A 24464-nucleotide genomic window follows, 5' to 3' on the forward strand; every position below is an offset into this window, starting at 1 on the left:
TTACTGAACGGTGAAACCTTCTACTCACTGCGCCAGAGACCATCGTCCCGATGGACCAAAGGCCAATGATGCTCAAATTTTCAATCTGGACTACTCAAGTATGATCGCTTAGGTATAGCTACTCAACGATGCAACAACTGGCTGATGCAGGTGTTCGAGTGCATTATCTGGTTCTAGGTGAGATTGATCTGGTCAGCTCTGCAGGCAACGTAACCTTGCGCGTGATCAATATAATGACAATTCCCTCCATCTGATCTAGTTTAAAAGTAGAGTGCTTGATACCTCATATTAAGCGCTGATTTTATGAAGAAATCTCGTTTCATCGATGGGCAGATCATTGCGACTTTGAAGCAAGGGAAAAGCGAAGTCACGATTGTTCAGCTATGTCGAAAGCAAGGCATGAGCGACGCAAATTGCTATAATTGGCAGGTAAAGCCTGACAAGTTGGTGCTTCCTTCCAGGCCCAATCAGGTCTGGTTAGTGGTTTTCATGCTTGACCAACTGAAAGATAGTAAGCAGTTTCGTACCCATAGCACTCTGGATCACTTCATCCTGGAGGGGGCAGCGACTAAAGTCGACTTCGCCCTTCCAACATCCAAGCCGGTGCGTGTGTTAGTGCAAGTTATTGAATAGCGAGGCAAACCTGCTGTGATACGTGTCGATAATCGTCTGTAGTACATCAGTGAATCCTTGCTGCCATGGACCAAACCGCAAGATTTCCAGACTCGACATATCTAATCAAGTAAGCCAGTCAAAAATTGACTCTGGGCATACAACAACGAACGGGCCCCCAATTGCCATCGAAGGGATTATACCCGCTACAAAACTAAAACCGGCAGCATAGCTCTGCTGCTAAACTCCTCCATGGACAGGGGATTATCCAGTGCCTCAGTTTGATCGCGACCGTCTGGTAGAGAGAATACAATTCTGCCTGCAGTAAGCGAAAGCTGGGGTAAAACCCTCAGGAGACCGCAGCATCTGGTCTCCCAACAAAACAAAAAGGCCTGCGAGATCTGGAGAGCAGCATAAGTATCTCTGCACCCTCCAGAAAGCGTTACGTCAGCCGGCAAACCGTTATGCAGCATAGAGATAAGCGTTGAAATGCGGAATATAATGATATTGCCTTTTATTAATCCAGAACAAAGGGTCTCACCAGTATCAAGTTCAAGAACCAGGTGGATTTTCCAGCATTTTCTGCTCTTTTTCTTAGGTCCATGCTTCTTTGCCGGCCATTTACCAGTCCTAAGTACCTACAAACCCGCGCTACCCATCACAAAGGCAGGAAGAGTATACTCACCCTTTAATTTAGGATGTGAAGACTTTAGTCCTCCAGCTCAATTGGACAAGGTCGAGCAATCATAAACCGGCAATGCTAACTTCATTAAGCCCAATATGGAGCGCATAAACCCATGCAGCTAGCGTCGACCCAGGTAGAAATATCACCACGGCGGGGCAATCTCTTGTTACATACCGATCAGTTTTTGATCTTGCATTCAACTTTGTTAAAATTGCGACAAGGATCAACAAAGTATTTAATCGACTTAATCAAAATTTCAGAACTAGAAGTCTCCATAAAGCTACACAGAAAATAACTTTACACGATAATGTCGTAATGGCAGCTGCATTATTTTAGGCGTCATTACTGTGATGAAGATCTTCAATATATTAAAATATATGGATAATTCTTCTAAACTCGCTATCCTACAGCTCAAATTCAGAACTACAACTTGGACTCATATGCTAAAATTCGTAACATCATTTTCAAAAGCGATTCCCCCTGAATAATGGGTGGGATACCATTGCAATGCACGATAAGCGGATGCATAAACAGCACGCTATCCTCGTGAATGTAACGTTTAACAATTCACGAAGGTTCGATCAATGTATAAGTAGAAGCTAGATGTTTGTATTATTGAACATACTATTTCCGCAAATCTCCCGATGTCAAACCAGAATATAGAGATTACGTTCGGCGCGATCCATACGTAACGTGGGTGTAATAATGAATTTGTTTGTTGCTGCTAAAAGAAAAATAGCTCCGTTGTTTGGATTGAATAAATTGGAATCCAGTTTTGATCTTTTGTCGGTGTCAAGACAAATTGGTGGGAACTGGAACAGAAAAGAAACATCCGAAAAACCAATTGCCATTCTTTACGGTTTTGACAATTGGGAACAGCAAAACGTTTCCATGTTTCTTCCTAACTATCGCACAGCCTTTATCAGTAAAAAAATACCATTTCGTCTAGTTGCAGAAAATATTGATCAGGTAGGGAACACCCCAGTTTTCACTCGCATGTATTCTCGATCTGATAAGATTGGTAAGTTAGCCAAAAAAAATGGCATTAAGTTGATTAGAGTAGAGGACGGATTTATTCGGTCAAATGGTTCGCGAATAGATCGTAAGTTACCTTTGTCGATGATTTTTGATTCATCCGGAGGGATTTACTTTGATTCAAGTAAACCATCACAGCTTGAGAATTTGCTAAATGATTATAAATTTGATGATGCGTTAATAAAAAATGCAGAACAGGGAATTAAGAAAGTAATTGATGCCAATGTCGGTCGCTATGGAATTGGTGATACCAGTATCACCTCTCTGTTCTACGGAGAAAAAACGAAAAAGCGTATTTTGATTGCGGGTCAGGCCGAAGATTATAAGTACAAGACTTTTTGCGGAGCCAGTGAAAAGTACACAAATAACGATCTAGTCAAACTGGCCTATGAGGAAAATCCTAATGCTGAACTGATCTACAAGGTTCATCCTGAGGTTGCCTCGGGACATCGGAAAATGATTTCTAACCCCAATGAAGTTAGTGATATATGCACGCTTATTTGGGATAAGGCGTCGGTAAACGACGTTTTGAGCGATGTAGATCAAGTATACACATTTTCTTCCTTGTTGGGATTTGAAGCTCTTTTACGTGATATCAAAGTAACGGTCTTGGGGCAGCCATTTTATGCTGGCTGGGGTCTCACTGATGATCGCATACCAATGAAACGACGTTTGCGAATGTTATCAAAAGAAGAGATATTCGCTGCTGCCTATCTGTTATATCCTAGCTACATAGAAGAAAAGCCTAGTGTTCCGCTAACTATACCTAAGACTGTGGATTTGTTATGTGCCGAAAATGCTTCGTTCGATCTCAAGCTAACAGAAATTGGTTCTTCTTCGGATCCTTGGCCGACAATGGTTTCTATGTTAATTGAAACCGGTTCTCTATCTTCCGCCATTAAGCTGGTGCCGCACTATCTTGAAAACATTGATGAGAGCAGCTCAATCTCAGCAACTGCTGCAACTGCAATTGCAAAGTATTGCTTTAGCATTTTCACGCGTGAAAACGATCCACAGAGGGCCATTGCAGAAATAGATAGGGTCCCTTTTAATGAAATAATTCAGCATGAAATTTTACTGAATATATGCGCTTACCTTTATTTGGAAGCTAGTGCATTTGACCGTTTACAATCGCTCTTTAAAGAAGCTCTCAATTTTCACGAAGTTTCGCTTGATGGGGATAGTTTATCAGTAGACAAAATTTTAAGTCTCTCAATTTTTATTAGCCTACTGTACAATATCGATCAATTTTTATTTTCTTTTGGCCGCTTTTCCTTAGGGGTAGAGCAATCTAAGTCGCTAGAACGTCTAATTGAAAAAATTTTTAACCTTCACCCAGAACAATCTCAAGCTATCAGATCGGCAATTGAAACCCTTGGGGAAAGGTATGCTACTTTTGCGCTTCACCAAGATCAAATGTCTAGCATTGAAGTTATCGATAAATTTCTCAAGAACCCATCAGTGAATAGCAGAACAACGCGTATAATATGTTCGATATTGTTGAACAATTCGATTACGCGAGAAGAGCAGATGCAATATCGTATCGACGTTTCACGCACTCACCTCAAAGAGATGGCTCGAGGGTTTCGCATCACGAAACGTTTCACGACAGATAGCTTGAAAACATTAACTGAGAATGTTGAAATCTGCAAAGGCTTGGGCGAGAAGGACCTGCTTAAACTATACAATGAGAGAATAGTTGACTTTCTTTCCCAACCCGCTAATCATCAAACAGCTCAGCGCAAAAGAAGTCTGATCAATAAGTTAATTGAGATTTATTCACTTTCAGAAAATGCTTCTGTCGAGCTATTAGAAAAAGCCCTCTCATTCACTTCGAGCTGGCATGAGAGCGACAAGAGTTCTGGAGTGTTTCTTAAACTTCATTGTCGACTTCTGTCTATGCTTAATAAGCATCAAGAGTTTCTCGATGCTTTCAGTGTGATCACTTCTTTCCATAATGATTATGTATTCGCCATGAACTGTTCCGACTACTTCATGCGGCTTGATAGATTTGATCAGGGCATAGAGTGCGCAGAAAAAGCAGTTTCTATTCTTGAAAATGTCGTTTTTGATCGGCCTGACAATCCCAAACTCATCGCCCTTCATAAAAGATATAGAAGCAATCTTGGCTTAAAAAAATTCTACAAAGAATCTGCGGACATATTAGCTAAGTACCCTCAACCAAAACAAATCAAAGGCGTAGTTTTTGTAACGCCGTATGACCATCAAAATACGATGGCTATGACTATTCCACTTTTGTGTGAGTTGCGTAGCCGTGGATATGCAACTGTATATCTAGGACAGGGGGTACTTCCATTTGAATCAACTGGAAACCCAGATATAGACAAATTCCATGGTATTGTGGGTAATAGCTATGATCACTTAAATGAAGAGTTCTACGCTAACAAGCGGATGTTCAATGAATGGAATTTGGATTGGCAGAACAAAAAGCTCTCCACGAATGGGGTGAACTATTATCAAGGGGTTTTTGAATATCTCGCAAACCGATATCGCCGTTTTCGAATTAAACTCGATAACCCAATCATTTACAAGTTCTACGAAACCCAACATCACAAAATTGATCGTGCTGTCGAGATATGTGAACGTATCTACAAAGACGTGGCAAGTAAGGGAATCCCTGTCAATTTTCTGGGAGTCTCGGCGCAGACCTCTCCGACTTATACCTTCAAGGAGTTTTGTGCTCACAAGGGAAAGCAGGCTAAAATGCATTTTTATTTCGCTCTTAATGGCTATGAAAATTACTATAGCAATTTGGGCACACGCATTGCCGGAACAATGGCCCTTGCAGATATGACGATTAATTATGATCGGCGTTCTCCACTTATTGCTGATCGTAAAGACTTTGACAGTTGGATTGAAAACGGTAACGAACTAATCAATTTTAAAGATGAAGTTAAAGGTTGGTTGAATAAAAACCGTGTTAACAAGCAAAGTACTACTCCGGAAGCTGAAGCTGTTTGGCAAAAAGTACTAGATCACAAAGCACGAAAAAGAAAAGTCATTGTTGTTTATGGCAAGGTGCTTTGCGACTTAGGAGTGCCATATGACGGCGGGCCAGCACACCGGGATATGTATGACTGGATAAATCATACTGTAGAGTCAGCAAGACAAGGTAACGCTCTAATCTTGATCAAGCCTCATCCTCACGAAAAGAGGCCTGAAATCGCACGGCATCTCACTGAATATCTATTCGACCTGATTGAAGGAGATGTTCCAGACAATGTTGTTTTGATGGATAATAGCTGGTTCAACAATAATGAAATCACCCGTGTCATGGACCTAGGGGTATTATGGAACGGTACCTCATGTCTAGAGTTGGGAAGCGCTGGTCTCCCGGTTGTTATGTGCGCCTATCATGGCAAGTTCGATTATCCGGTTGATTTCTATTACCCAGATGATCGCGATGATTATCGCGAGATAATCCAAGGCAACAAAGATATCTTACCAACGGATGGAAATGATGTTCGTTGTCAGTTGCTATTGAAATATTTAAGCACAGATTCAACTGCAATTAAGTATAGATATGCCCTTAGGCCAGCTACAAATGATCCTGTTGGTTCACCACACTGGTTCGAAGAAGACCTAGGCGCTTTCTTTGAAGGTAAAGATTCGAATATTTCAAAGTTGGTGGATCGTTTCTTTGTATACAATAGTTGATTGTTTATGCTCATCCGGCAATTTCCCCTATTTTCGAGTTGTTCACCCTTAGTTCTACACTGGTGGCCTGTGTTATTGGCGAGTGCAATGCCACCGAGGCTGTGTTGAGGTATTATAGTTGGGCCCGAGCCATTCGTTGTTTGTTATAGATCGATTGACAGCGTCAAGAAGCTTGGCGCTTCAGTCTGTCAGATAATGGCGTTTATTACTTGCTCGAACCGAGCCTCAAATGAAGAGTTAGCACTGATATATCGGCTGGATGAGCTGCATTTGAGCTATCCTTTTGCCCACAACAAATGGTTGATTCAGGCATTCGCGTGCATTGTCTGAAACTGTGCTAGATTGATCTGACCTGCTCAGAAGGCAAAATGACAATGCACGTGATTATATGCGGTGGTAATCCTCCCACATATGATCGAATTTTAAAGTAGAGATATTAGTGCCTCATATTGAAATTTGATTTCATTATGAGGCAAATTATTGCGAATTTGAAGCAAGGGGACAGCGATATCATGGTTACTCAGCTATGTAGTGAGAGCGGCAAGCTACCAGAAGCCGTAGGAAAAATATGTTGTCCTTGGTGCGTTACTGATTTCACAGTTGGAGTCAACGGAAGATGAGATCCACCGGCTCAAGAAGGCGCATGCCGAACAGTCACTTCAGAATGAGCTTTTGAGGGAAGCTCTGGCAACAAACTGAAGTCACCTCAACGTGAGAAAGTCGTTTTTTTACTGTCGAAGTAAAGAAAGTTTCCATCAATCCGGCGTGCCGCACCTTTGGTGTGTGTGAACGCTGCTACCACTATCAGCGGCACTTGAGCGATGAAGATGCTATCATCACTAATTGACTGTTGCTTTTTAGAGTGAGTGTCCTGTGAAGACAACCTAACAATGGTAGTTATGCTTTTATATCCTGCAAGCAGTATATCAGTAGGGATTTACTTAATGAAGGACAGTACAGACGATGCTGAAATCACGCCCACAAGCGTGTAGTCTGTCTGGACGCCATTGAAGGAACTGACGCTGCAGCCCATGCTGCCAAAGGGCGGCATAAGAAAAGCACGGCTTGATTGCTAGTTGAACTACCCGCGTTTCAATCTCACTCTTGAAGAGCCAGTCATAAGCATATCAGAGGTTAGGTTTATCTTTTCAGTGTAACGGAAGAGAATATAATTAAATCTCTTGAAGTAAGTTCTAAGTCATCTTCAGATTAAACGGCCCACTTTGCCTTGAGATCCACTTTATATACGGGCCTCAAAGTTTTTGAGCATTTCTGTCAGTCCTGAAATAATCGCTTAAGTTCGGCGGGAGGTATGTGTATGATGCCGATTTCCAGTATTAACCGGATGGCGCATCTTCACCGCAAGTTCATGGATGTTCATGCCTCGCAAGGCTCAAGTATTGCGAATGAAGTGATCCAGGAGGTCGTCAAATTCTATAAGATCAAATAACACGTGGGTGGCAAACCACCGCCAGAGCACGTGAATTTGCGGCAGGTACAGGCCAAACTCGTCTTCCGTGGCCTGGAAGAATGGCTTAACACCCAGCTTTCCAGAGTATCCAGCAAGCCAGCTCTTGCCGGAGCAATCAACCGCTATGCCCTCACGCGCTTACCCAAAGAACGACCTCTTCCTAGGCTCAGAAGGTGGCGGCAAAGCTGCGGTAAACGCCAATACTCTAAGTGAGACTGGCAAGCAAACTATAGTTGTCAGGTCTAGTCTGAATTTGCTCAGTTAAAATGAATAAACTCAATTGTCCGGAACCAGAGACAAACTCCAGCCAAAATGGAAGTCGCGGTCTCTACATTCAACCGGCAACCATTCTACTTTTTGCTCCTCCCGCCCGTTTCATTAGATTTCAATCCGATTGAGATCCGTTTTCTAAGCCTAAATCATGCGCGCGGCATTGAGGCACTAACACTTGACGACTTGTTTGACACTCTATCAAGGTATGCAATTCGTTACTCTCCAAATTGTTGAATTTGCTTCGAGGCTTCTATCTATTATGGTCAAACCCCAATTTTCTATTGTTTCAAACTACTTCCATTAGTTTATGTGCTCGGAGCTTCTCAGCAATTGGAATTAAATTCCATATCGGTGTCCCTAACAGTTCTGCAATTTCCAATAATGCGCGGTTCCCATCGCAATATGAAATTAAATTCATCATATTAGCGACTTTGTTTTTGGTATCCTTAGTGCTTAGACTAGGATACAAACCTCGTTTGCCAAGTTGTGGTTCACCTAGGACTTTTGTTTTGTAGGCTTGGTTAGCTTCTATGGCTTGAATTGCTTTCCGTAAAACATGAAAACTACCCTGCAATCCTACTGGTGAAATGAGGTCCATATTGTCCAGCGACGTATGATATTCTGGATATTCACCATATTTGCTTCGCATGATCGTTGCGACAGGCAAATCGATACCCGGAGCACAATATTGCCTCTCATCGCTTCCTCGATCTAACCAAGTATATCGTTTGAAGTCAGGAGCTACATGTGTAAGCACATGCAGAGCCACTTTGTCTGACAAAGTAGTACCTGCTCTTGAAGGTAAGAAGGAATAACAACGGTCATCTCCAACACAACTGATATTGAAACCTGCTACCACATTTTTTTTGAGCGTTTCATGATGCCTACTAAGATAAGCAATCGAGCCGATGGTTTCAGGGATGAAAACAATCCGATAGCTATATCTTCTATCAGGTATTTCCGCAATCCATTGCGCTAGTGCGGTAGCTACAACAGGGCCTGAAAGCTCATTATTCCCCATTGATGGATGGCAGATATAAGTTGAAAGGAATATTTCCTGGTCGCTTTGTCCTGGTATCAGGACTTCGCCGTAGGTTAACGATCCGTCGAACAATTCGCTGTCGATATAGACATGATATCGGTCCGAAACAAGGGACTGGCGTTGTTGATCCGTTAGGCAGAAGCCCCAACGTTCCTTATAGTAGGAAGTAAGATATGGGATTGCGTTAGGTTGCTCGGGCAGAGAGTAGAGGTAGTTTTGCAACTCCTCCAGAGACATGTATTCATCAACAGGGGTTGAATATCCCATCAAGTGAAGATTGTTGTTTTGGAAGTCTACGACTTTTTCCGCAAAGGAGTTTTTTATCCACGCTTCTTTAACGCGCCACTCACACGGAATAGTCCAGTCGAAGCACTTTGTTCCGGTCGCAACTTCATGAGTGATTAGTTGCGGCATATGAGTTTTCAAAATTGATAAAGTTTCACGAACCCCATCACCAGTAAGGCTTCGATTAATTGGCCAAAGTTTTTCAGCCAAGTCATACATAAATCGACCTTCACGCAATTGACAGACTCCCGTTACGAATGCGTTTGTCAGATAATACCACATCAAATAATTTGATTTACAATGGTAACTTGCTTTTGATTTCTGGCGCTCACTTACATCACAGCATTGAGTACGTGATAAACATCAGGAACTGTTTGTTGAAACGTTTGAAACCGCCAAGTTGAGTTCAATTTGTATACATTTAAAGTGATCTGTAGGTCGGTTCCGGTTTTAGGTCCGGCTCAAAATCAACGCCATCACCTCGCGTTAACATCCAAGGCCTCTTGGGAAGAGCCTCTGCGATGAGAGCTTGACACGAAGACGCGCGGATGCAACCCATCTGCCCTCTCCCTAAGTCATGCGTTTGATACAGACTTTCGCTTACCGATAATGCATGGAAAGGTTCAAAAGAGGCTGCAACTCGATCATCACTAGCGTATCGGACAAAGATGGTGTTGAGGGCATTTTGGGTTACACCTTTATTACAAATTCGTCCTTCAAATGTTTTATCGAAACGATAGGGGACGTTGTTTTCTCGCTCCAGAAAGTGTAGAAAGGTTGAACCGGCATCAAAGTTCAGATTGAAAATTAGCCCGTCCTGGTCCAAAAAACGGCCAAAGAAAGCTTCTTTATCAAAACTGTTCTCAGGGGCCTTATTGGTAAAGAATTGAGCTTTTGCACCAATTGCAGCAACAGAGTAGCATGGATCCAGCGATCGATGCGCATCATCATGCTTTCTAATCCACTCTGAAAAAGTACCCATGTCCGTATCAGACTTATCGGGATCGTATATTTCTTTTCGAGGAAATGAATATGTGAAAGTAGGGACGACCAAGGTCCCGTTGCTTCCTAGACGTTGCATTAGGCTATCAAAGAAAAGCTCACAAAGCTCGTCGCCATTAGAAACACCATCTGGCCGCCCGAAATAGCCAATGTTGCTATGTATGAACAGTGTGTCACCGGCTTCAACGGGAAGCAAGTCAAGCGCAGCAGTTAGGGAACTCTTCGAATAATGAAACTTCATGGTTGGGACTTCTCCGCCAAAAGCTCACCCAGGCCCTTGATCGAAGAGAAGCGGCGGTCTTGAAAGTCCTCATTTGAAAAACGAATAGAGTAGTTTTCTTCGATTTCTTCAATGAGTTCGATCACACCGAAAGAATCAATTGCACCTTGCTCAAAAAAATTCTCTTCAGGTGCAAGCTTTATTTCTGGGGCGCGTTCTGCAAACCACCCCTTTAACCATTGAACATAATTAGTCATTTCGCTTAATCCAATATTGCAAATGCGCGACATGGAGCACCATCGCCTTCGCGTATCTTGAGTGGAGCGACAACGAGAAGAACTTCTTTTTCGATCGGGACAGCTTTAAGATTTACCATGTATTCGAGTAAAACAATGCCGTTACCGAGTAGTATTTTATGTATTGGTGAATCCACAAGGTCGTTTCGGCCATTCTTAGGATTGTCTGGCATCGCTGTGTCCATGCCCAACAGTCGGCAACCTTTCTGAACTAACCACTTCGCCGCTTCTTCAGAAAGGTACGGTGACTTTGAGTAATAATCCATTGTCCCCAGATAACGGTCCCAATCAAAGCGCAATAAGATTCTTTCGGCTGATCGAGCTCCTAATGCGACCTCTAAATCACGGATACTGAGCTCTTGATTTTCAGTAAAATCGGTCATATCCAGAACCGATGCCGTTCCGGTAAGTTGCTCAAGCTCCAGCTCATCAACAGTTTTACCATCTTTCACAAAATGCCGTGGGGCATCTATGTGAGTTCCGGTATGCGTACCAAGGACGATCTTCCGTGTTTCGCGATCTTCGATACCATGTCGACCCAGTTGTGTAATTTCGACAAAAGGGTGCCAATGGGTTGGGAAAGTCTGCATGCCTTCTTCTAGCATCATTGTTAGATCTACAATGGTCTTGACCATTAACTTTTTGCTCCTTTTCTGGGCTGCTGAGGTCTTATTAGCTCAATCAATGGCCCATCTGGAACACGCATCAGCGCGATATCCAGTTTTTTATCGTTTAGAACCAATTCGAAAATCTCACTCACCTCGATAGCTCCTAAGCTTTTCAGTTTCTCTGAATCCGCTTCGATTCGCCTACTATAGAACGCAAGGCCGGAAGCACCCGCTGCATCAAGTCGCGTTGGTTCTGTGAATTTATTCAGGGTGCAAATTCGGCAAGCCCAATCCGGCAACATTGGACTTAACTGGAACTCATTATCTCTATTAGCTTTGAATCCCAACCCCTTCACCAGTAACCGTTTCAAAATGGTTGTATCATCCATTTCAATTTGTATTCGATCTTGGTGCCAAGTGACCTGCCGATTGCTTCCTTGAACGACGCCGTGATACGTGAGTTCGAGTGGCCACAGACCTGTTCCGCCCAAAAGCATAAGATCGTGCCGATCTGTGTAATTAGCGGAAAAAGCTTTCTTGGAAGGGTGGTTGTAGACATCTTGGAGAAGAGCTGTGCGTTTGTACCCTTGCTTGCCCCATTCCAGCTCGCTTTTCAATAACTCACCGGTGTTCACCATCAAATGAGCGAATCCCATGATCATTGGAATTCCTCACGGAGCTGGAGTTTAAGAACCTTACCTGTATTGGATCGAGGTAATTCGTCTAACCAAATGTAGTGGTCTGGGCGCATACTAACAGCCAAATGCTCTTTGCAGTGACCTCGCAACGCATTCTGCAGCTTATCTCTACCTAAATCTGCATTGGGTACCACGCAGGCGGTAATAGCCTCCCCCCATACTTTATCGGGAGTTCCAATCACCGCGACATCTTTTACTTGTTCGAATTTTGACAGAACTTCCTCTATCGCGATTGGAGAAACATTAACGCCGCCGCGAATAATCAAATCTTTGATACGGCCAGTTATCTTCAGTCGGTCATCAATCAGTTCTCCGATATCTCCTGTGGGCATGCCACCTTTGTCGTTGAAAGGCAGCAAAACCTGTTCGTGCTCAAGCAGATAGTCAACGAGTTTCCAAGGGGTGTGGATTACCAGCTCTTTGGTGTGCAAATCTTCTGCGGCTTCATGGGTAAGTGATATTTCCTCAAGGAGACGGCCAACATTCGCGCTGCGTGTAGCTTCATCTCTCATCTGGACAGAAACGAAAAGCACTTCACTCATACCGTAGCTTTCTTGCAACGGTGCTTGGAATGTCTTCAAGAAGCCTTCTCTTATATGGGAGGTCAGAGGTGCTGTACCGCAAAAGATATGCTTAAACTGTTTCCCAACTTGCTCGGCGATAGCCGGATCTCGCGACATGCGCACGAGAACCGCTGCAATTGTTGGGGTTAACCAAATTGTATTTGCTTTTTGGTCAATTGGCTGACACCAGAAATTTAAAGCGGTTGCAGGAGTAAAGCGCGGTCCTAATATTGCAACTCCACCGGCGGCCCATGGACATAGCAGTGTATTGAGAAAGCCCGCCATGTAAGACATGGGCAATACATGATACATCCGTGTTGTGGCGTTAAGGCCAACTGTCTTGTTGAAAGCCTGTGCGTTACCGAAAAGGCATCGGAGGTTATGGCGTACGCCCTTTGGCTTTCCTGTTGTGCCAGAAGTGAAGAAAATCGCTTCCAACTCCTCCACACCTTCTGGAAAAGAAGGTAGCTTACAATCATTGGCCGGAACTGTGTCTAATAAGCCAGCATCAGCAATAACAAGTTTGGGACAGATCCGATTAAGAATATAAGTTTGTTCTGCTTCACTTAGTTCAATATTGATTGGTGTGAAGCTATATCCTCCAATTATACAGGCTAGATAAGCAATTGCGAACTGCGGGCTATTCGGCAATTGAAGTGCAACGCGGTCGCCTGACTCTATACCTTGCGCCGCAATCCAGTTTGCAACTCCAGAAGCCGCACAATAGAGACCACCATAGCTAAAACTCTTGTTTTCGCACAGAAGAGCTTCCTGAGACCACTGTGCAATGAAGATACTTTCCAGTTCTTTACTCAGGCTCATAGCTCGTTCTGCTCCTCGCCAAAATAAGCCTCCATCACGAACATGTGAGGATGAGAGTGGGTGCTCTGGATTTCTGATGCCAATTGCTCCAAGAGCTCTTCGGGTGCGTCAACCTTATTTTGCTTGCACAATTCAATAATCAGAATGCGAGGATCTATACGATGTCGTTTTGCCGATTTTAGAACTTTTGGCATGTAGCTTGAATGGAACAGAGCCTGCCCAGCAGCAATATCCAGTGAGCAAAGTCCACGACGCTCAACTCGCGGCCGGATCAGCGTCTCACCGATATTCATTGTTTCGATCGGATCTGCGAAAGGTTCGAAACCCGCCCTGATTAACGCGGACAGATACTGCTCCGTTGGCGCGTTCCCACTGCTACGACCAAACCCTTGAATGGACGTATCGACCATAGCAATGCCTTCCTCTGCACAAATAAGGGAATTCGCAATTGCCAACCCTATATTGTTGTGACCATGAAATCCCAGCGGTAAACTTGGAATTTCCGCTCTAGTCGCTTGGAGATAGCTACGCACTTCATTTGGAAGCATGCCACCAGCGGAATCGACGAGATAAACCATCTCAGCACCGTATCCAGCGGACCTTACTGCAAGTTTTGCAAACTCTTCAGGTTTCAAAACATAAGACTTCATAAAGTTTACAAAAACTTCTATTCCTAATTTGCGAGCAAGCTCGATGAAGGGAATTGCAGTTTCTGTTTTGGATACGTCTGTGCCGATGCGAATAAAATCCATACCGTAATCAGCAGCTAATCGTACGTGGTCCAGTTCGGCAACACCGGGAATACAAAACATACCCCATTTACCATTCGTAACCGCCTTTGATGTAGCTTTCATATATTCTTCGTCAGTCGCAGCAGCAACTTCAGATGTGTTTTCTGATGCCCCAAGCCCTACGCCGTGACCAACTTCGATGTAAGGATAACCTGCCATATCGAGAGCTGAGCTGATTGCTTCGGTGTCAGCTGCGGTGAACTGGAAATCGATTACATAACTGCCATCGCGGAGCGTACATTCTAAAATATTCGGAGATTGTTTCAACAAAACAGACATTCCCAAGGTAAACAAGCGTAGCATGACAATTTGTGCTTGAATAAACGTTCCAACAATTAAGTTGAAAATTCGGCTGCCAAACTCTATTCGGCCAGCCAATTTTGATGCTACCACCTGTTAAAACTTCTTCCGCCCAATATCTTAACAAGCAAATCAATTTGCGGAACCTGATAATCCCTTGTTAGTCGGATTGGCGATCATAATCAATCTTCCAGCTAAGTAACGTACAAAAATTTTACCAGTTACAATTTCTAAACAGGTTCATTAAAGTGAGCATTAGTTAAGAGGCGACCTCAGCAGACGTTCTCCATCGAAGATATCTTCGGGCACATCGCGTTGAGATAGTCGTAAATCGCCTTCAAGTGAGATTTGTTCCAAATCCCAGCGGGTTTCCACACTTATTGCCGCTCTTCAGCTGGCCTTATTCTGCTCGCACTGAGTTTGATTGAGCTCTTTAATGATGTAAAATATAGTTTCTGCAAGCCATTTGAGCGCCAGCGCATCCAGATTGAAGCCTCCTTTGAGGAGCGGTAGACCATTGTAGATAGTAAAGCCGTCAATTTGCCCACATTGTATGGCCCGTGATTGACAGGCAGAGTTCCAATACCTGCGAGTTTTGTCACCACTGGATTGCCCTGTTTCAAAGCACTCTTGACTATACCAAGTTTCACGAACGCAGACTTGAGGAACTGGCTGCGATGGTCGCTCGCGAGATCTGCCACTTGCCCATTGGAATGCAGTCCATGCTGCCATTACGGCATTATTGTATATAGTAGTTTTCTGTATAGCTTTATGGTGATTTCTAGTTCTGAAGCTTTGTTTATGCCGATTAAACACTCTGCCGTCATCGTCACAATTTTAACAAAGCCGAACGCGTGATCATGAACTGGTCGGCATATAAAAGAGTTTGCCCTGCCGTGGTGACATTCCCATCTTGCTCTAAGCCCGTTGCAAGGATTTATGAGTTCCATATTGGGCTTAATGAAGCTAGCATTGCTGGTTTATGATTGCTCCATCCTGTCCCGTTGAGTTGGAGGATAAATCTTTCACACCCGCAGTTAAAGGATAAGCAAATTCCTTCTGCCTTTGTGATGGATAGCGAGGGTTTGAAGGTATTTGGGATTAGTAAATGGATGTAAAAGAGCAGGAAATGTCGGAAAACCCATCTAGTTTTTGATCTTGATACTGGTGAGATCCTTTGTTCTGAATTAACAAAATGCAATGTCGGCAACCTATTTGTGGTGCTTAGTCTGCTGGATCAGATTGAAGGATCAGTTACCGCGGCTCTAGGAGATGGAATCTATGATAGTTAATGCAAAAGACAAGAGATAAACAGCCGGCATAACGAGGTTGAGATTGCTATTCTACAACCTAAAATGGTAGCCAGTAACCCACAGGTAGCAACTAATTCCACGGCATGGGATAAAGACATTCTTGCCATTGGAAGAAATGGAAAAAGGGCTTGGCAGCAACAGACGGAATACGGGCGGCATTCAAGAAGGGAAACTTTGATGGGGCGCCACCCACTTTCTAGCGTATCAATGTAGCCCGAATTTAGTGAGTAAGTGTGAGTGCTAAGCTGGTTTAGATTAATGTAACAAGACCAATAAAGACTAAAACACTCAATTTTAAGAAGTTCTGGACAGTACATTTAACATAGGAATAAAATGCTAACACTCACCAACCTGCGTCGACATTTCAGAAGAATAAAAGATGGTATTTATTACAATATCAGAGGTGCTCTAACGTCAAAAAAGACAAATTACAGTGGTACAACTGCAGTTGTCGCCAACATGGCTGTCTGGAAAAGATCCACTATTGAAAGTGTACTTCGTGAGGAGGGGATATGCAACTTTATATATTTTAACAATAGATCGAGCATAGCCCAATTACGCAACTTGGTTCAAAACTGCGAAGAAGCCATTTTGATTATATGGGGCATGAGCAAATGCGCAGCAGCAGAAGAATTAGCAAGCGAAGGACAAATTCCTTGTTGGCGAATGGAAGATGGTTTCATTCGTTCAATTGGTCTCGGAGCGACCCACATTTTGCCTTCATCTGTAATTATTGACAAGACCGGTGGAATTTATTTCGATGCATCTAAGCCATCTCAATTAGAGACTACTCTAAATAATCAGAATTTGTCTGATGAGGAGCACAATTTTGCCCAACAGTGCATCGACAAAGTTACATCCATGGGTATCACCAAATACAACCTACACGAAGCAAGCAATCTGGTCAGCATTAATTCTGATCAAGACAACATCTTAGTCTTAGGTCAATGCGAGGATGATGTATCAATCCTTTTTGGTAGCCCCAAGATTAGGTCAAACACGGAACTCATTCAGCTTGCAATAACAGAAAATCCGCATTCCAATATCTATTTTCGTCCTCATCCGGATGTAGCCGCAGGGTTAAGAAAAAAATATTCTGACCCCAGTCAGTTTCAAGATAGAATTACCATAATTGATGGGCCATTCGCCATGTGGGAAAACCTCACACACTTCAACAGAGTTTATGTCATGAGCTCTCTTGGTGGATTTGAAGCAGCCATTAGAGGGGCATCTGTGCGCGTGGCTGGTATGCCGTTCTATTCGGGCTGGGGCATAACCGATGACTATCTGACTTGTGAAAGAAGAACAAAAAAATGCACCCTCACAGAGATTTTCTACGCTGCCTATATCCAAGCACCTACTTATATTCAATCTGACACTGGTGAGCGTACCGATTTTGCAACTACTATCAACGATATCGCGGAGCAAAAGATGAAACAGCTATAAACTCGCTTAACCGATCGGTCTCATGATCAGCGATTTGGGCAGAAATCCGCGTGAGTCCTGCCTGAAGATCGCTGTTGTTGAGTTTGGCAGCCTCACTTAGAGTACAGGCGTTTGCCGCAGCTTTGCCGTCACCTCCTGAGCCTAGGAAGAGGTCGTTTTTCTTCCCAGAGCCACAAGCTTCATTGCGCGCCCGGTTGTGTTTTGTTCAATTCTGGAAACTCGTTATCTAGATAAGCTCATGCTCAGCCTGAGCAATTACTTCAGGGCTGACAGAACCGCTCAAAAAACTCAATGCCCGCATATACGGTGGATCTCACGGCGAAATGGGGCCGTTTAATCTGAAAATGTCTCAGAATATACTTCAAGAGATGGAAGTATATTCTCTTCCGTTACACTGACAAAGATAAACCCAACCTCTGATAGGCTTATGACTGCTTCTTCGAGAGTGAGATTGAAACGCGGGTCTTTTAACTAGCAATCAAGCCGGGCTTTTCTTATACTAAGCCCCTTGGCAACATGGGCGACAGCATCAGTTCTTTCAATCGCGTCCTGACAGATTACACGCTTGTCGGCGTCACTCCAGCATCGTTCTGTGCAGACCTTCATCAGATAAATCCCTGCCGATGAAACTTGCTTATAGGATAGATAAGCATGACTATCACTGTTAGGCTGTTTTCACAGGACACTCACGCTAAAGACCCATAGGGAAAGTGATAACCTCCTGGCGTAGCCAGATCGGACAAAATCCAGATAGAGAAATAAACAACTTCTGTTCGCGCGGCTCGCCGGATATGGAAACTTGCTCCTAGGCTGGAAACCCAGTCAAAGACTTAATGGCGGCCTGCTCAGTAAACACATCAACTCGATTAGCTGTGCTTAGTTTACAACGTGTTCTCTCATTAAAGGCTTCAATACTACTTTCATTGACAGCCTTTTTTGTAGCCGTGGAATGTGATCCTGCAATAGCTCATAACTTGATGTGCTTTCGATTTATTGCCACGCCCTTTGGTCAGATTGAGAAGACTGACTTTGAGTCAGATGATCTTACGAGTAGAATGCAATATGCTTGTTGTCTTTCATTTTGATATTAAGTTTGCACTAGCATCAAAACAAAGAACCACAACTTCTAGCAAGAGCTACTCCGCCCTCTTTTAGTTGAGCCTGAAAGAGGGCAGAGTGTCAGATCAAGTCGACACTTCCACAATTTATGAATTCGGGGCGAACTTAGATAATATCCAATTGAATCAGCTTAAAAATCATCTAAACTTAGCCTTTCGCCGATACGAACATCCTTATTTACAGTTTTCCCTATAAGATCATCATAGTATTTAGGTTCCAAACTCAAGCCCGGCCGGCAAATTTTAAGATTTTTATTAGTAAGTTTTTCTCCAGCTGCAATATCTGCACTCGGATAGATTGACTGTCGGAATTGTTTTGATTTGGTCTCGTTAACCGTACCACTGTACTTAACTTGCCCACGCGCGCACCATGCACGAGCGGTTTCTTCCTTTAACATCTTCATTTCCCAAGGCTCTAAAGAAAAATCAGAATCAACGCCACCATCTGACCGGTCTAAAGTAAAGTGTTTTTCAATAACGGTAGCACCGTATACAACACTGGCCACAGCAACACCGACACCAAGAGTGTGATCAGACAATCCGACTTGCACACCAAATCTAGTTTTCATGTCTTCGATTGTTTTGAGGTTGGCATCGGAGGCACTAGCAGGATATTGGCTCGTGCATTTCAATATCACAATATTACCAGACCCGGCTTCTTGGGCAGTTTTGATAGCTACAGCTATCTCCTGCTCAGACGCCATACCCGTCGATATAATAATAGGTTTACCAGTTTGGCCAATTTTCCGAAGTAGTGGCAAATGAGTAATTTCAAAAGAGGCGACTTTGAACATCGGCACACCTAAATCATTCAAAAAATCGACAGCCGTTTCGTCAAATGGCGTTGAAAATGCAGCCAGGCCTAATTGCTTGGCCGTGTCAAACAATTCTGCGTGCCACTCCCACGGAGTGTGAGCTTCTTCGTATAAATCGTATAGACGACGTCCATTCCATAGGCTTGCTTTATCGTTAATTATAAAATCTGAACCTGTAATGTCTAAAGTCATAGTAGCTGCGGTGAAGGTTTGAAATTTCAAACAGTCAACTCCGGTAGCTGCAGCTGCTCTAACTAATTCCAATGCACGTTGCTTTGAGCCATTATGGTTTCCTGACATTTCCGCAATTACAAACGGTTCGTGGTTTGAACCAATAGTGCGCTGCCCGACTTTGAACTCGCTCATAGAAGAAGGATCCCTTTGCAAATGATTACAGTGCTGGCCAAATATAGCGCTCTTTCCCAATTTTGAAGAAGTTAGCGCTTTGAAATAGCAAATTAGAAGCTAAATTTTGCTCATGAACCGTCGCGACAATATAATCACAGCGCATTTTTTTTTGAATGAGCTGGATTGACCTTTTAGCAACTCCTCGACCATAGAATTCAGGTGCGGTCAATATTGATATTTCACGCAAATCGTTTTCTTGCCTGAATTGCGCGCTAAGCTCTGATAATGTTCCGCATGCGTCTAACCTAAGCATTCCTGCAGGAACTCCATCTGCTTCAACTATATAAAATGGATTGGCGTTATCGCTCAAACGGTTGGTCATCCAAGATATATGATTTTCCCAGGTAGGGTGGGACGTGTCACGCGCATATTTTCTTGTGTTAGGATGCTGTTGCCAGTCAAACAACAGTTTAGTATCCTTTTCTGTGGCCTTACGAAGCATTATACTGTCAACGTCTACAGTGAGTTTGAATATTTCCGATAGAACCTTGAGTACGCCAAGCCCATCTGTGATGGCTCGCGCTTTCATGCTCATACTCTTTCGTTCGCTTTCATGTTCTAAAAGTGGTTTTACATGTGACAGCGCCCACTTCTTAGAATCGTTTTTAGGACTATATATCCCTGCATCGTGAGTTATTCCTGCCTTTTTCAGGATCATAGCGATATCGCTTTGATTTTCAGCAAGAACTAAATTTATTGTAGGAACACCTAAGCAACACCTCTCCCATGTAGAAGAACCTGACGCACCAATACAAAGGTCAATACTTGATAATAACTTAGCTACATAGCTAGCATCTTTAATTAATTCAACATGTATAGGAGAATTACTAATAGTGGATTGCAAGGAAGCAGCATGGCGATATGAACCACCGACTAATACTACTATTTCTATGTCTTGCTCACTGGATAACGAGTTAATGCCTTTCAATACCCATTCAGTCGCATTGTGTGCGTCAACCCCCCCCATAAAAATGAGTATTCTTAGTTTGCCATAGGTTTCTGCAAATCTTCCATCCAATCTTTCTAATGATTTTTGTCTATATTCATTAAAATCGGGGCGTAGCAATGCGTATTCAGCTCCAATAAGGAGATTGCAATCATCACTCACCAAGTTCGGATAATTTTCATTGGTCTTTCCAAATGTAGTATCTAGTAAAATGTCACTTACATGCTCTCGATCTAAGTCATCGATAGCAAATATGGGAACATTTAACGCCTTCTTGCAGGCGTCTTCCCAAACTTTATCTAGTGAATAATGATCAACAATTATTAGCTCAATATTAAATGTCAGTTTATCTAAGTCAGTGAGTGCGTTTATTGTTTCTTTTGCGTCATAATCCTGAGTGGTACCTAACCATCCTTGGTAGGAGCGATCGTTATCTGGTGCGGGATTTTTGCTTTCAGACAGCTGCACAAGTTTATGATTAAGAGATTTAATCAGGACCTGTTGATTTGCAAGTAAAGACCTACATATAAAAACGCACTCATATCCACGATTTTTCAAGGCATTTGCGATTGTTAAACAGCGCATAATATGGCCGGAGCCAATATCATTGGAAGAATCGGTTCTAATCGCTACAGTTTTATAACGAGCCATTATAATAACCTAAAGAGCTTTTCTGCAAATTCCCAATCATCAAAGGTGTCGATGTCTTGTACCTTCGCTCGTTCCATCAGATAAGCTCCAGAATTCTCCGCAATAATGGGCTTCTTATGCTTGAGCGCGTAAGGTGTACACCAATAAAATTGTCCAGCATCATAAAATGCAGCTTCTAAATCTTGTGACCGAGACTGCATGTGTTCAGGAAATAAGATTTTTATGCTACGATTTTGTACCCTAAATGCTCTCTGGATAGGAAATGGAAACTCTGCAGCTGACAAAACGTAATCCGCCTCAGATGCTAAGAATTGCTTGTAAGATTGCTCTAAATCTGAACTTGAAACGAATGGTGCAGTGGCATAAATACAGCAAATAGAGTCAACCTCCCCTAAACTCTCCGCCCATTCTAACGCATGTACTAAAACATCTAGCGTACTTGCATGGTCGTCTGAAAGATGTGCCGGACGCTGAAAGGGAACTTCAGCACCAAGACGCTTTGCGATGCTCGCAATTTCATCATCATCTGTAGACACGATCACACGATCAAAAAGACCGGACTTCAATGCGGCATTTATCGGGTAATGAATAATTGGAACACCGAGAAATTCTTTAATATTTTTTCGCGGTATTCTTTTAGAACCACCACGAGCAGGTATTACAGCTATTTTCACGTTAGAACTTCCTTAAGAGAATTTACAACCCGGTGGACATCCTCGTCGCACATGCCGCTATGTAAAGGGATTGATAAACTCTTAGAATAATAAGCTTCAGCATTAGGAAAATCCCCGGGGCGAAAACCTAAATTTTGATAATATGGCTGTATGTGTATTGGAATGTAATGCAGATTAACTCCGATACCTGCATCTCGGAGCTCAGAAAAAACTGTTTCATGTGTCTTTGAAATTTGGTCTATCTGAAGTTGAATGATATATAGGTGAAACGATGAATAGGTATCACTAGACCGAACCGGCGTGTCCAAAGGCAACTTTGACAGCAATGCGTCATATTGAACAGCAAATTTGTTTCGAACTTCAACAAAATCTCTCAGACGGGTCATCTGGCTGCGCCCTAGTGCAGCCTGTAATTCAGTCATCCTATAGTTAAAACCTAACATTACTTGCTGGTAGTACCACTGGCCATCTTTTTCATGCGTCATAAGCTTTTCATCGCGAGTAATACCATGACTCCGAAGTAAAGACAGTTTCTGAGCTAGGTGCTGGTCTTGTGTGACCGCACACCCACCCTCTGCAGTTGTTATAATTTTGACTGGATGAAAAGAAAAAACTGCAATGTCCGAGTAGCGGCATTGTCCAACTGGCTCATTTTTGTAATAGGCTCCAATTGCGTGACTTGCATCTTCAATAATTGAAAAATTATACTCTCGCGAAAGTTTCCAAATGGCTTCCATATCGCAAGACTGTCCGCTTAAATGCACTGGAATTACAACTTTTGGGAGTGCATTTATTAGTTTTGCTCTTTTAAGTTTTTCTTCTAAGCAAGAAACTGACATATTGAAACTAGACGGATCTATATCAACAAAATCGATTTTCGCTCCACAATAGATGGCACAATTCGCCGACGCTACAAATGAAACTGGCGATGTCCAGACAATATCCCCCTCACCGACACCGAGGGCTAGACAAGCTATATGCAGTGCAGCGGTGGCCGAGTTAGTAGCAATCGCATGCTTTGCATTGGTTGCATCGCATATACTCTGCTCAAATTCTGCTAAGCAAGGTCCTTGCGTCAAGAATGGGGACCTTAATACTTCTTCAACTGCAGCAATGTCGTTTTCATTGATGTCTTGCTTGCCATATGGAATCATAAGAGCCCCATCTAATATGTTATGCTTTAAGCAATTTTATCGATTTCTAGCAGTTCCGATACTGTCAGGAAATGAGTATTTGATCCAGAGTCATAAACAAAGCCGCGCTCAACTGGCGTTCCAACCTCACCCAAAGCATTATTCAAATAGTCATCAGACCGACCTTGAAAACTAATTGATGGCCGCATCACAAAGTGATCACTAAACTCGATAGTCAGATGACTATCATCAGCTGGACACATGACTTCGTGCAGCTTTTCTCCAGGTCTAATGCCAATGAACTCAGCTTCACGTACACCACTATAAGCCTCCACTAGATCCATGATTGCGATCGAGGGAATCTTGGGGACAAAAATTTCGCCGCCGTGCATGCGTTCGAAGTTCTTAAGAACAAAGTCTACACCTTGCTGAAGGGTAATCCAAAATCTAGTCATGTTCTCGTCGGTTACGGGAAGTATGTTTCGACCTTCGGAAAGCAACTTCTTAAAGAATGGCACAACTGACCCTCGAGAACCCACCACATTCCCATAGCGCACAACGCTAAATTTGGGACCATCTGCACCAACGATATTGTTTGCCGCTACAAAAAGCTTATCAGAGGCAAGTTTGGAGGCTCCATAAAGATTGATTGGATTCGCAGCTTTATCAGTAGAAAGCGCAATGACTTTTTGCACATTCGCTTCTATTGCGGCAGAGATAACGTTCTGTGCACCATCAATGTTAGTCTTCAGGCATTCCATAGGATTGTATTCTGCCACGGGAACATGTTTTAGCGCTGCTGCGTGAATGACATAATCGATGCCTTTCATTGCCTGCTTTAAGCGTTCTGTGTCTCTTACATCTCCGATAAAATAGCGCATGCATGGATCGTTAAATTTCTGCGCCATTTCATATTGCTTCAGCTCGTCGCGAGAGTATATTACGAGACGCGCAGGCTTGTATCTTGCAATTATCGTCTTAACGTACTTCTTACCAAAAGAACCGGTTCCGCCGGTAATTAAAATCGACTTATTATTAAACATTCCAGTACCTTCTTAGATTCGTAAGTAATTGCTGGCCGGATCTTGGCGGTTGATTTCAATTTTTTGCTTGTTATCATTCTGAGTTTTACATTGCAACTATCACTCGATATGTAAGGTCTTCCATCAACCATCTTTTCAAGTCAAATTGCGATGTGCGTGTAACAACAATAATTTTACGCGCTTTTTATCTTGAAATGATGATATGTAGGTTGGGTAGGGCAACTGAGCTCGCTCTTAAGTGGATGTGCTGCTGCAGGCACTATTTGGATTTGATCCCTAACAATTCTAGTATCTGTGTTATGCGACTACTTATCAAACTCTCCCCGTTGCATCTGACAAGGTATTTTGTAAAAAATTGCTGAGTGACAGCGCTGACGGTTGTAGTATGCCTCTATGTAGGCGAGGATCGCTGTCTTTGTCTGCACCCTTATCGCAAACGTTGTAGGGTGTTCCAGTTACTTTTTCTGTGAGGCAAATAAGAGACCTGGGCCGGAAGAAATTGTCGTGAAGTTACGGCAGATTGAAGTTCTGATGGA

16 protein-coding genes are annotated in these 24464 nt (G+C 43.0%); 4 read left to right on the plus strand and 12 right to left on the minus strand.

Annotated features, from left to right (window positions below; genetic code table 11):
- Positions 1-303: 303 nt before the first annotated feature.
- From PsW74_RS08600 to PsW74_RS30105, 3 genes are all read left to right on the plus strand, one after another.
- On the plus strand, positions 304-633 hold the full coding sequence (locus PsW74_RS08600) for a hypothetical protein (RefSeq protein ID WP_063290589.1): 330 nt from the start codon (positions 304-306) through the stop codon (positions 631-633).
- Positions 634-2002: 1369 nt separating this feature from the next.
- Positions 2003-6010, plus strand: coding sequence for a hypothetical protein (locus PsW74_RS08610; RefSeq protein WP_082830521.1), 4008 nt, complete (start codon positions 2003-2005; stop codon positions 6008-6010).
- A 1318-nt stretch (positions 6011-7328) separates the two neighbouring features.
- Entirely contained in the window at positions 7329-7460 is a 132-nt protein-coding gene (locus PsW74_RS30105) for a hypothetical protein (protein ID WP_275484654.1), read from the plus strand.
- A 580-nt stretch (positions 7461-8040) separates the two neighbouring features.
- On the opposite strand, the gene PsW74_RS08615 is transcribed toward PsW74_RS30105, so the two are convergent.
- The 7 genes from PsW74_RS08615 to PsW74_RS08645 all read right to left on the minus strand — a co-directional run bounded on the left by PsW74_RS08615 (position 8041) and on the right by PsW74_RS08645 (position 14474).
- The gene (locus tag PsW74_RS08615; protein WP_208987904.1) at positions 8041-9318 is read right to left on the minus strand and encodes a DUF4910 domain-containing protein; all 1278 of its coding nucleotides are present in this window, start codon (positions 9316-9318) and stop codon (positions 8041-8043) included.
- Between the two features lie 184 nt (positions 9319-9502).
- Entirely contained in the window at positions 9503-10324 is an 822-nt protein-coding gene (locus PsW74_RS08620) for an AAC(3) family N-acetyltransferase (RefSeq protein ID WP_063290585.1), read from the minus strand.
- Complete coding sequence (locus PsW74_RS08625; protein WP_063290584.1) at positions 10321-10560, minus strand: phosphopantetheine-binding protein; 240 nt, start codon at positions 10558-10560, stop codon at positions 10321-10323. The genes PsW74_RS08620 and PsW74_RS08625 overlap by 4 nt, the downstream gene beginning before the upstream one ends.
- Before the next feature lie 5 nt (positions 10561-10565).
- Complete coding sequence (locus tag PsW74_RS08630; RefSeq protein WP_063290583.1) at positions 10566-11234, minus strand: cyclase family protein; 669 nt, start codon at positions 11232-11234, stop codon at positions 10566-10568.
- Positions 11234-11869 (minus strand): hypothetical protein, encoded by a 636-nt coding sequence (locus tag PsW74_RS08635; RefSeq protein ID WP_063290582.1) that lies wholly within the window; start codon positions 11867-11869, stop codon positions 11234-11236. The genes PsW74_RS08630 and PsW74_RS08635 overlap by 1 nt, the downstream gene beginning before the upstream one ends.
- A complete protein-coding gene (locus PsW74_RS08640; protein ID WP_063290581.1) occupies positions 11866-13290 on the minus strand; it encodes a class I adenylate-forming enzyme family protein in 1425 nt (474 codons plus the stop codon). Before PsW74_RS08640 ends, PsW74_RS08635 begins: the two co-directional genes overlap by 4 nt.
- On the minus strand, positions 13287-14474 hold the full coding sequence (locus PsW74_RS08645) for a 4-hydroxy-2-oxovalerate aldolase (RefSeq protein ID WP_208987905.1): 1188 nt from the start codon (positions 14472-14474) through the stop codon (positions 13287-13289). Before PsW74_RS08645 ends, PsW74_RS08640 begins: the two co-directional genes overlap by 4 nt.
- Positions 14475-16027: 1553 nt before the next feature.
- Between PsW74_RS08645 and PsW74_RS08650 the strand changes: the two genes are divergently transcribed.
- A complete protein-coding gene (locus tag PsW74_RS08650) occupies positions 16028-17140 on the plus strand; it encodes a hypothetical protein (RefSeq protein ID WP_063290579.1) in 1113 nt (370 codons plus the stop codon).
- 1249 nt (positions 17141-18389) lie between these two features.
- Here PsW74_RS08650 and pseI read toward each other — a convergent pair.
- From pseI to pseB, 5 genes are read right to left on the minus strand one after another with little or no spacing between them, the layout of a single operon-like run.
- Entirely contained in the window at positions 18390-19439 is a 1050-nt protein-coding gene (gene pseI, locus PsW74_RS08655) for a pseudaminic acid synthase (protein ID WP_063290578.1), read from the minus strand.
- A 25-nt stretch (positions 19440-19464) separates the two neighbouring features.
- Positions 19465-21078, minus strand: coding sequence for a UDP-2,4-diacetamido-2,4,6-trideoxy-beta-L-altropyranose hydrolase (gene pseG, locus PsW74_RS08660; RefSeq protein WP_063290577.1), 1614 nt, complete (start codon positions 21076-21078; stop codon positions 19465-19467).
- Positions 21078-21752, minus strand: coding sequence for a pseudaminic acid cytidylyltransferase (gene pseF / locus PsW74_RS08665; protein ID WP_063290576.1), 675 nt, complete (start codon positions 21750-21752; stop codon positions 21078-21080). The genes pseG and pseF overlap by 1 nt, the downstream gene beginning before the upstream one ends.
- Positions 21749-22906 carry a UDP-4-amino-4,6-dideoxy-N-acetyl-beta-L-altrosamine transaminase gene (gene pseC, locus PsW74_RS08670; RefSeq protein ID WP_063290575.1) on the minus strand — a complete coding sequence of 386 codons (1158 nt, stop codon included), beginning with the start codon at positions 22904-22906 and terminating at the stop codon, positions 21749-21751. Before pseC ends, pseF begins: the two co-directional genes overlap by 4 nt.
- 26 nt (positions 22907-22932) lie before the next feature.
- A complete protein-coding gene (gene pseB / locus PsW74_RS08675) occupies positions 22933-23928 on the minus strand; it encodes a UDP-N-acetylglucosamine 4,6-dehydratase (inverting) (RefSeq protein WP_063290574.1) in 996 nt (331 codons plus the stop codon).
- Positions 23929-24464: the final 536 nt, after the last annotated feature.

Origin of the sequence: Pseudovibrio sp. W74, from assembly GCF_001623085.1 — a bacterium.
Taxonomy (GTDB): domain Bacteria; phylum Pseudomonadota; class Alphaproteobacteria; order Rhizobiales; family Stappiaceae; genus Pseudovibrio.

Bases quoted from the DNA above. Each gene is read 5' to 3' on its own strand.
- PsW74_RS08630 (WP_063290583.1), bottom strand. From the start codon at position 11,234: ATGGTCAAGACCATTGTAGATCTAACAATGATGCTAGAAGAAGGCATG.
- pseI (WP_063290578.1), bottom strand. From the start codon at position 19,439: ATGAGCGAGTTCAAAGTCGGGCAGCGCACTATTGGTTCAAACCACGAA.
- pseG (WP_063290577.1), bottom strand. From the start codon at position 21,078: ATGGCTCGTTATAAAACTGTAGCGATTAGAACCGATTCTTCCAATGAT.
- pseB (WP_063290574.1), bottom strand. From the start codon at position 23,928: ATGTTTAATAATAAGTCGATTTTAATTACCGGCGGAACCGGTTCTTTT.
- PsW74_RS08610 (WP_082830521.1), top strand. From the start codon at position 2,003: ATGAATTTGTTTGTTGCTGCTAAAAGAAAAATAGCTCCGTTGTTTGGA.
- pseC (WP_063290575.1), bottom strand. From the start codon at position 22,906: ATGATTCCATATGGCAAGCAAGACATCAATGAAAACGACATTGCTGCA.
- PsW74_RS08625 (WP_063290584.1), bottom strand. From the start codon at position 10,560: ATGACTAATTATGTTCAATGGTTAAAGGGGTGGTTTGCAGAACGCGCC.
- PsW74_RS08650 (WP_063290579.1), top strand. From the start codon at position 16,028: ATGCTAACACTCACCAACCTGCGTCGACATTTCAGAAGAATAAAAGAT.
- PsW74_RS08640 (WP_063290581.1), bottom strand. From the start codon at position 13,290: ATGAGCCTGAGTAAAGAACTGGAAAGTATCTTCATTGCACAGTGGTCT.
- PsW74_RS08600 (WP_063290589.1), top strand. From the start codon at position 304: ATGAAGAAATCTCGTTTCATCGATGGGCAGATCATTGCGACTTTGAAG.
- PsW74_RS08635 (WP_063290582.1), bottom strand. From the start codon at position 11,869: ATGATCATGGGATTCGCTCATTTGATGGTGAACACCGGTGAGTTATTG.
- PsW74_RS30105 (WP_275484654.1), top strand. From the start codon at position 7,329: ATGATGCCGATTTCCAGTATTAACCGGATGGCGCATCTTCACCGCAAG.
- PsW74_RS08620 (WP_063290585.1), bottom strand. From the start codon at position 10,324: ATGAAGTTTCATTATTCGAAGAGTTCCCTAACTGCTGCGCTTGACTTG.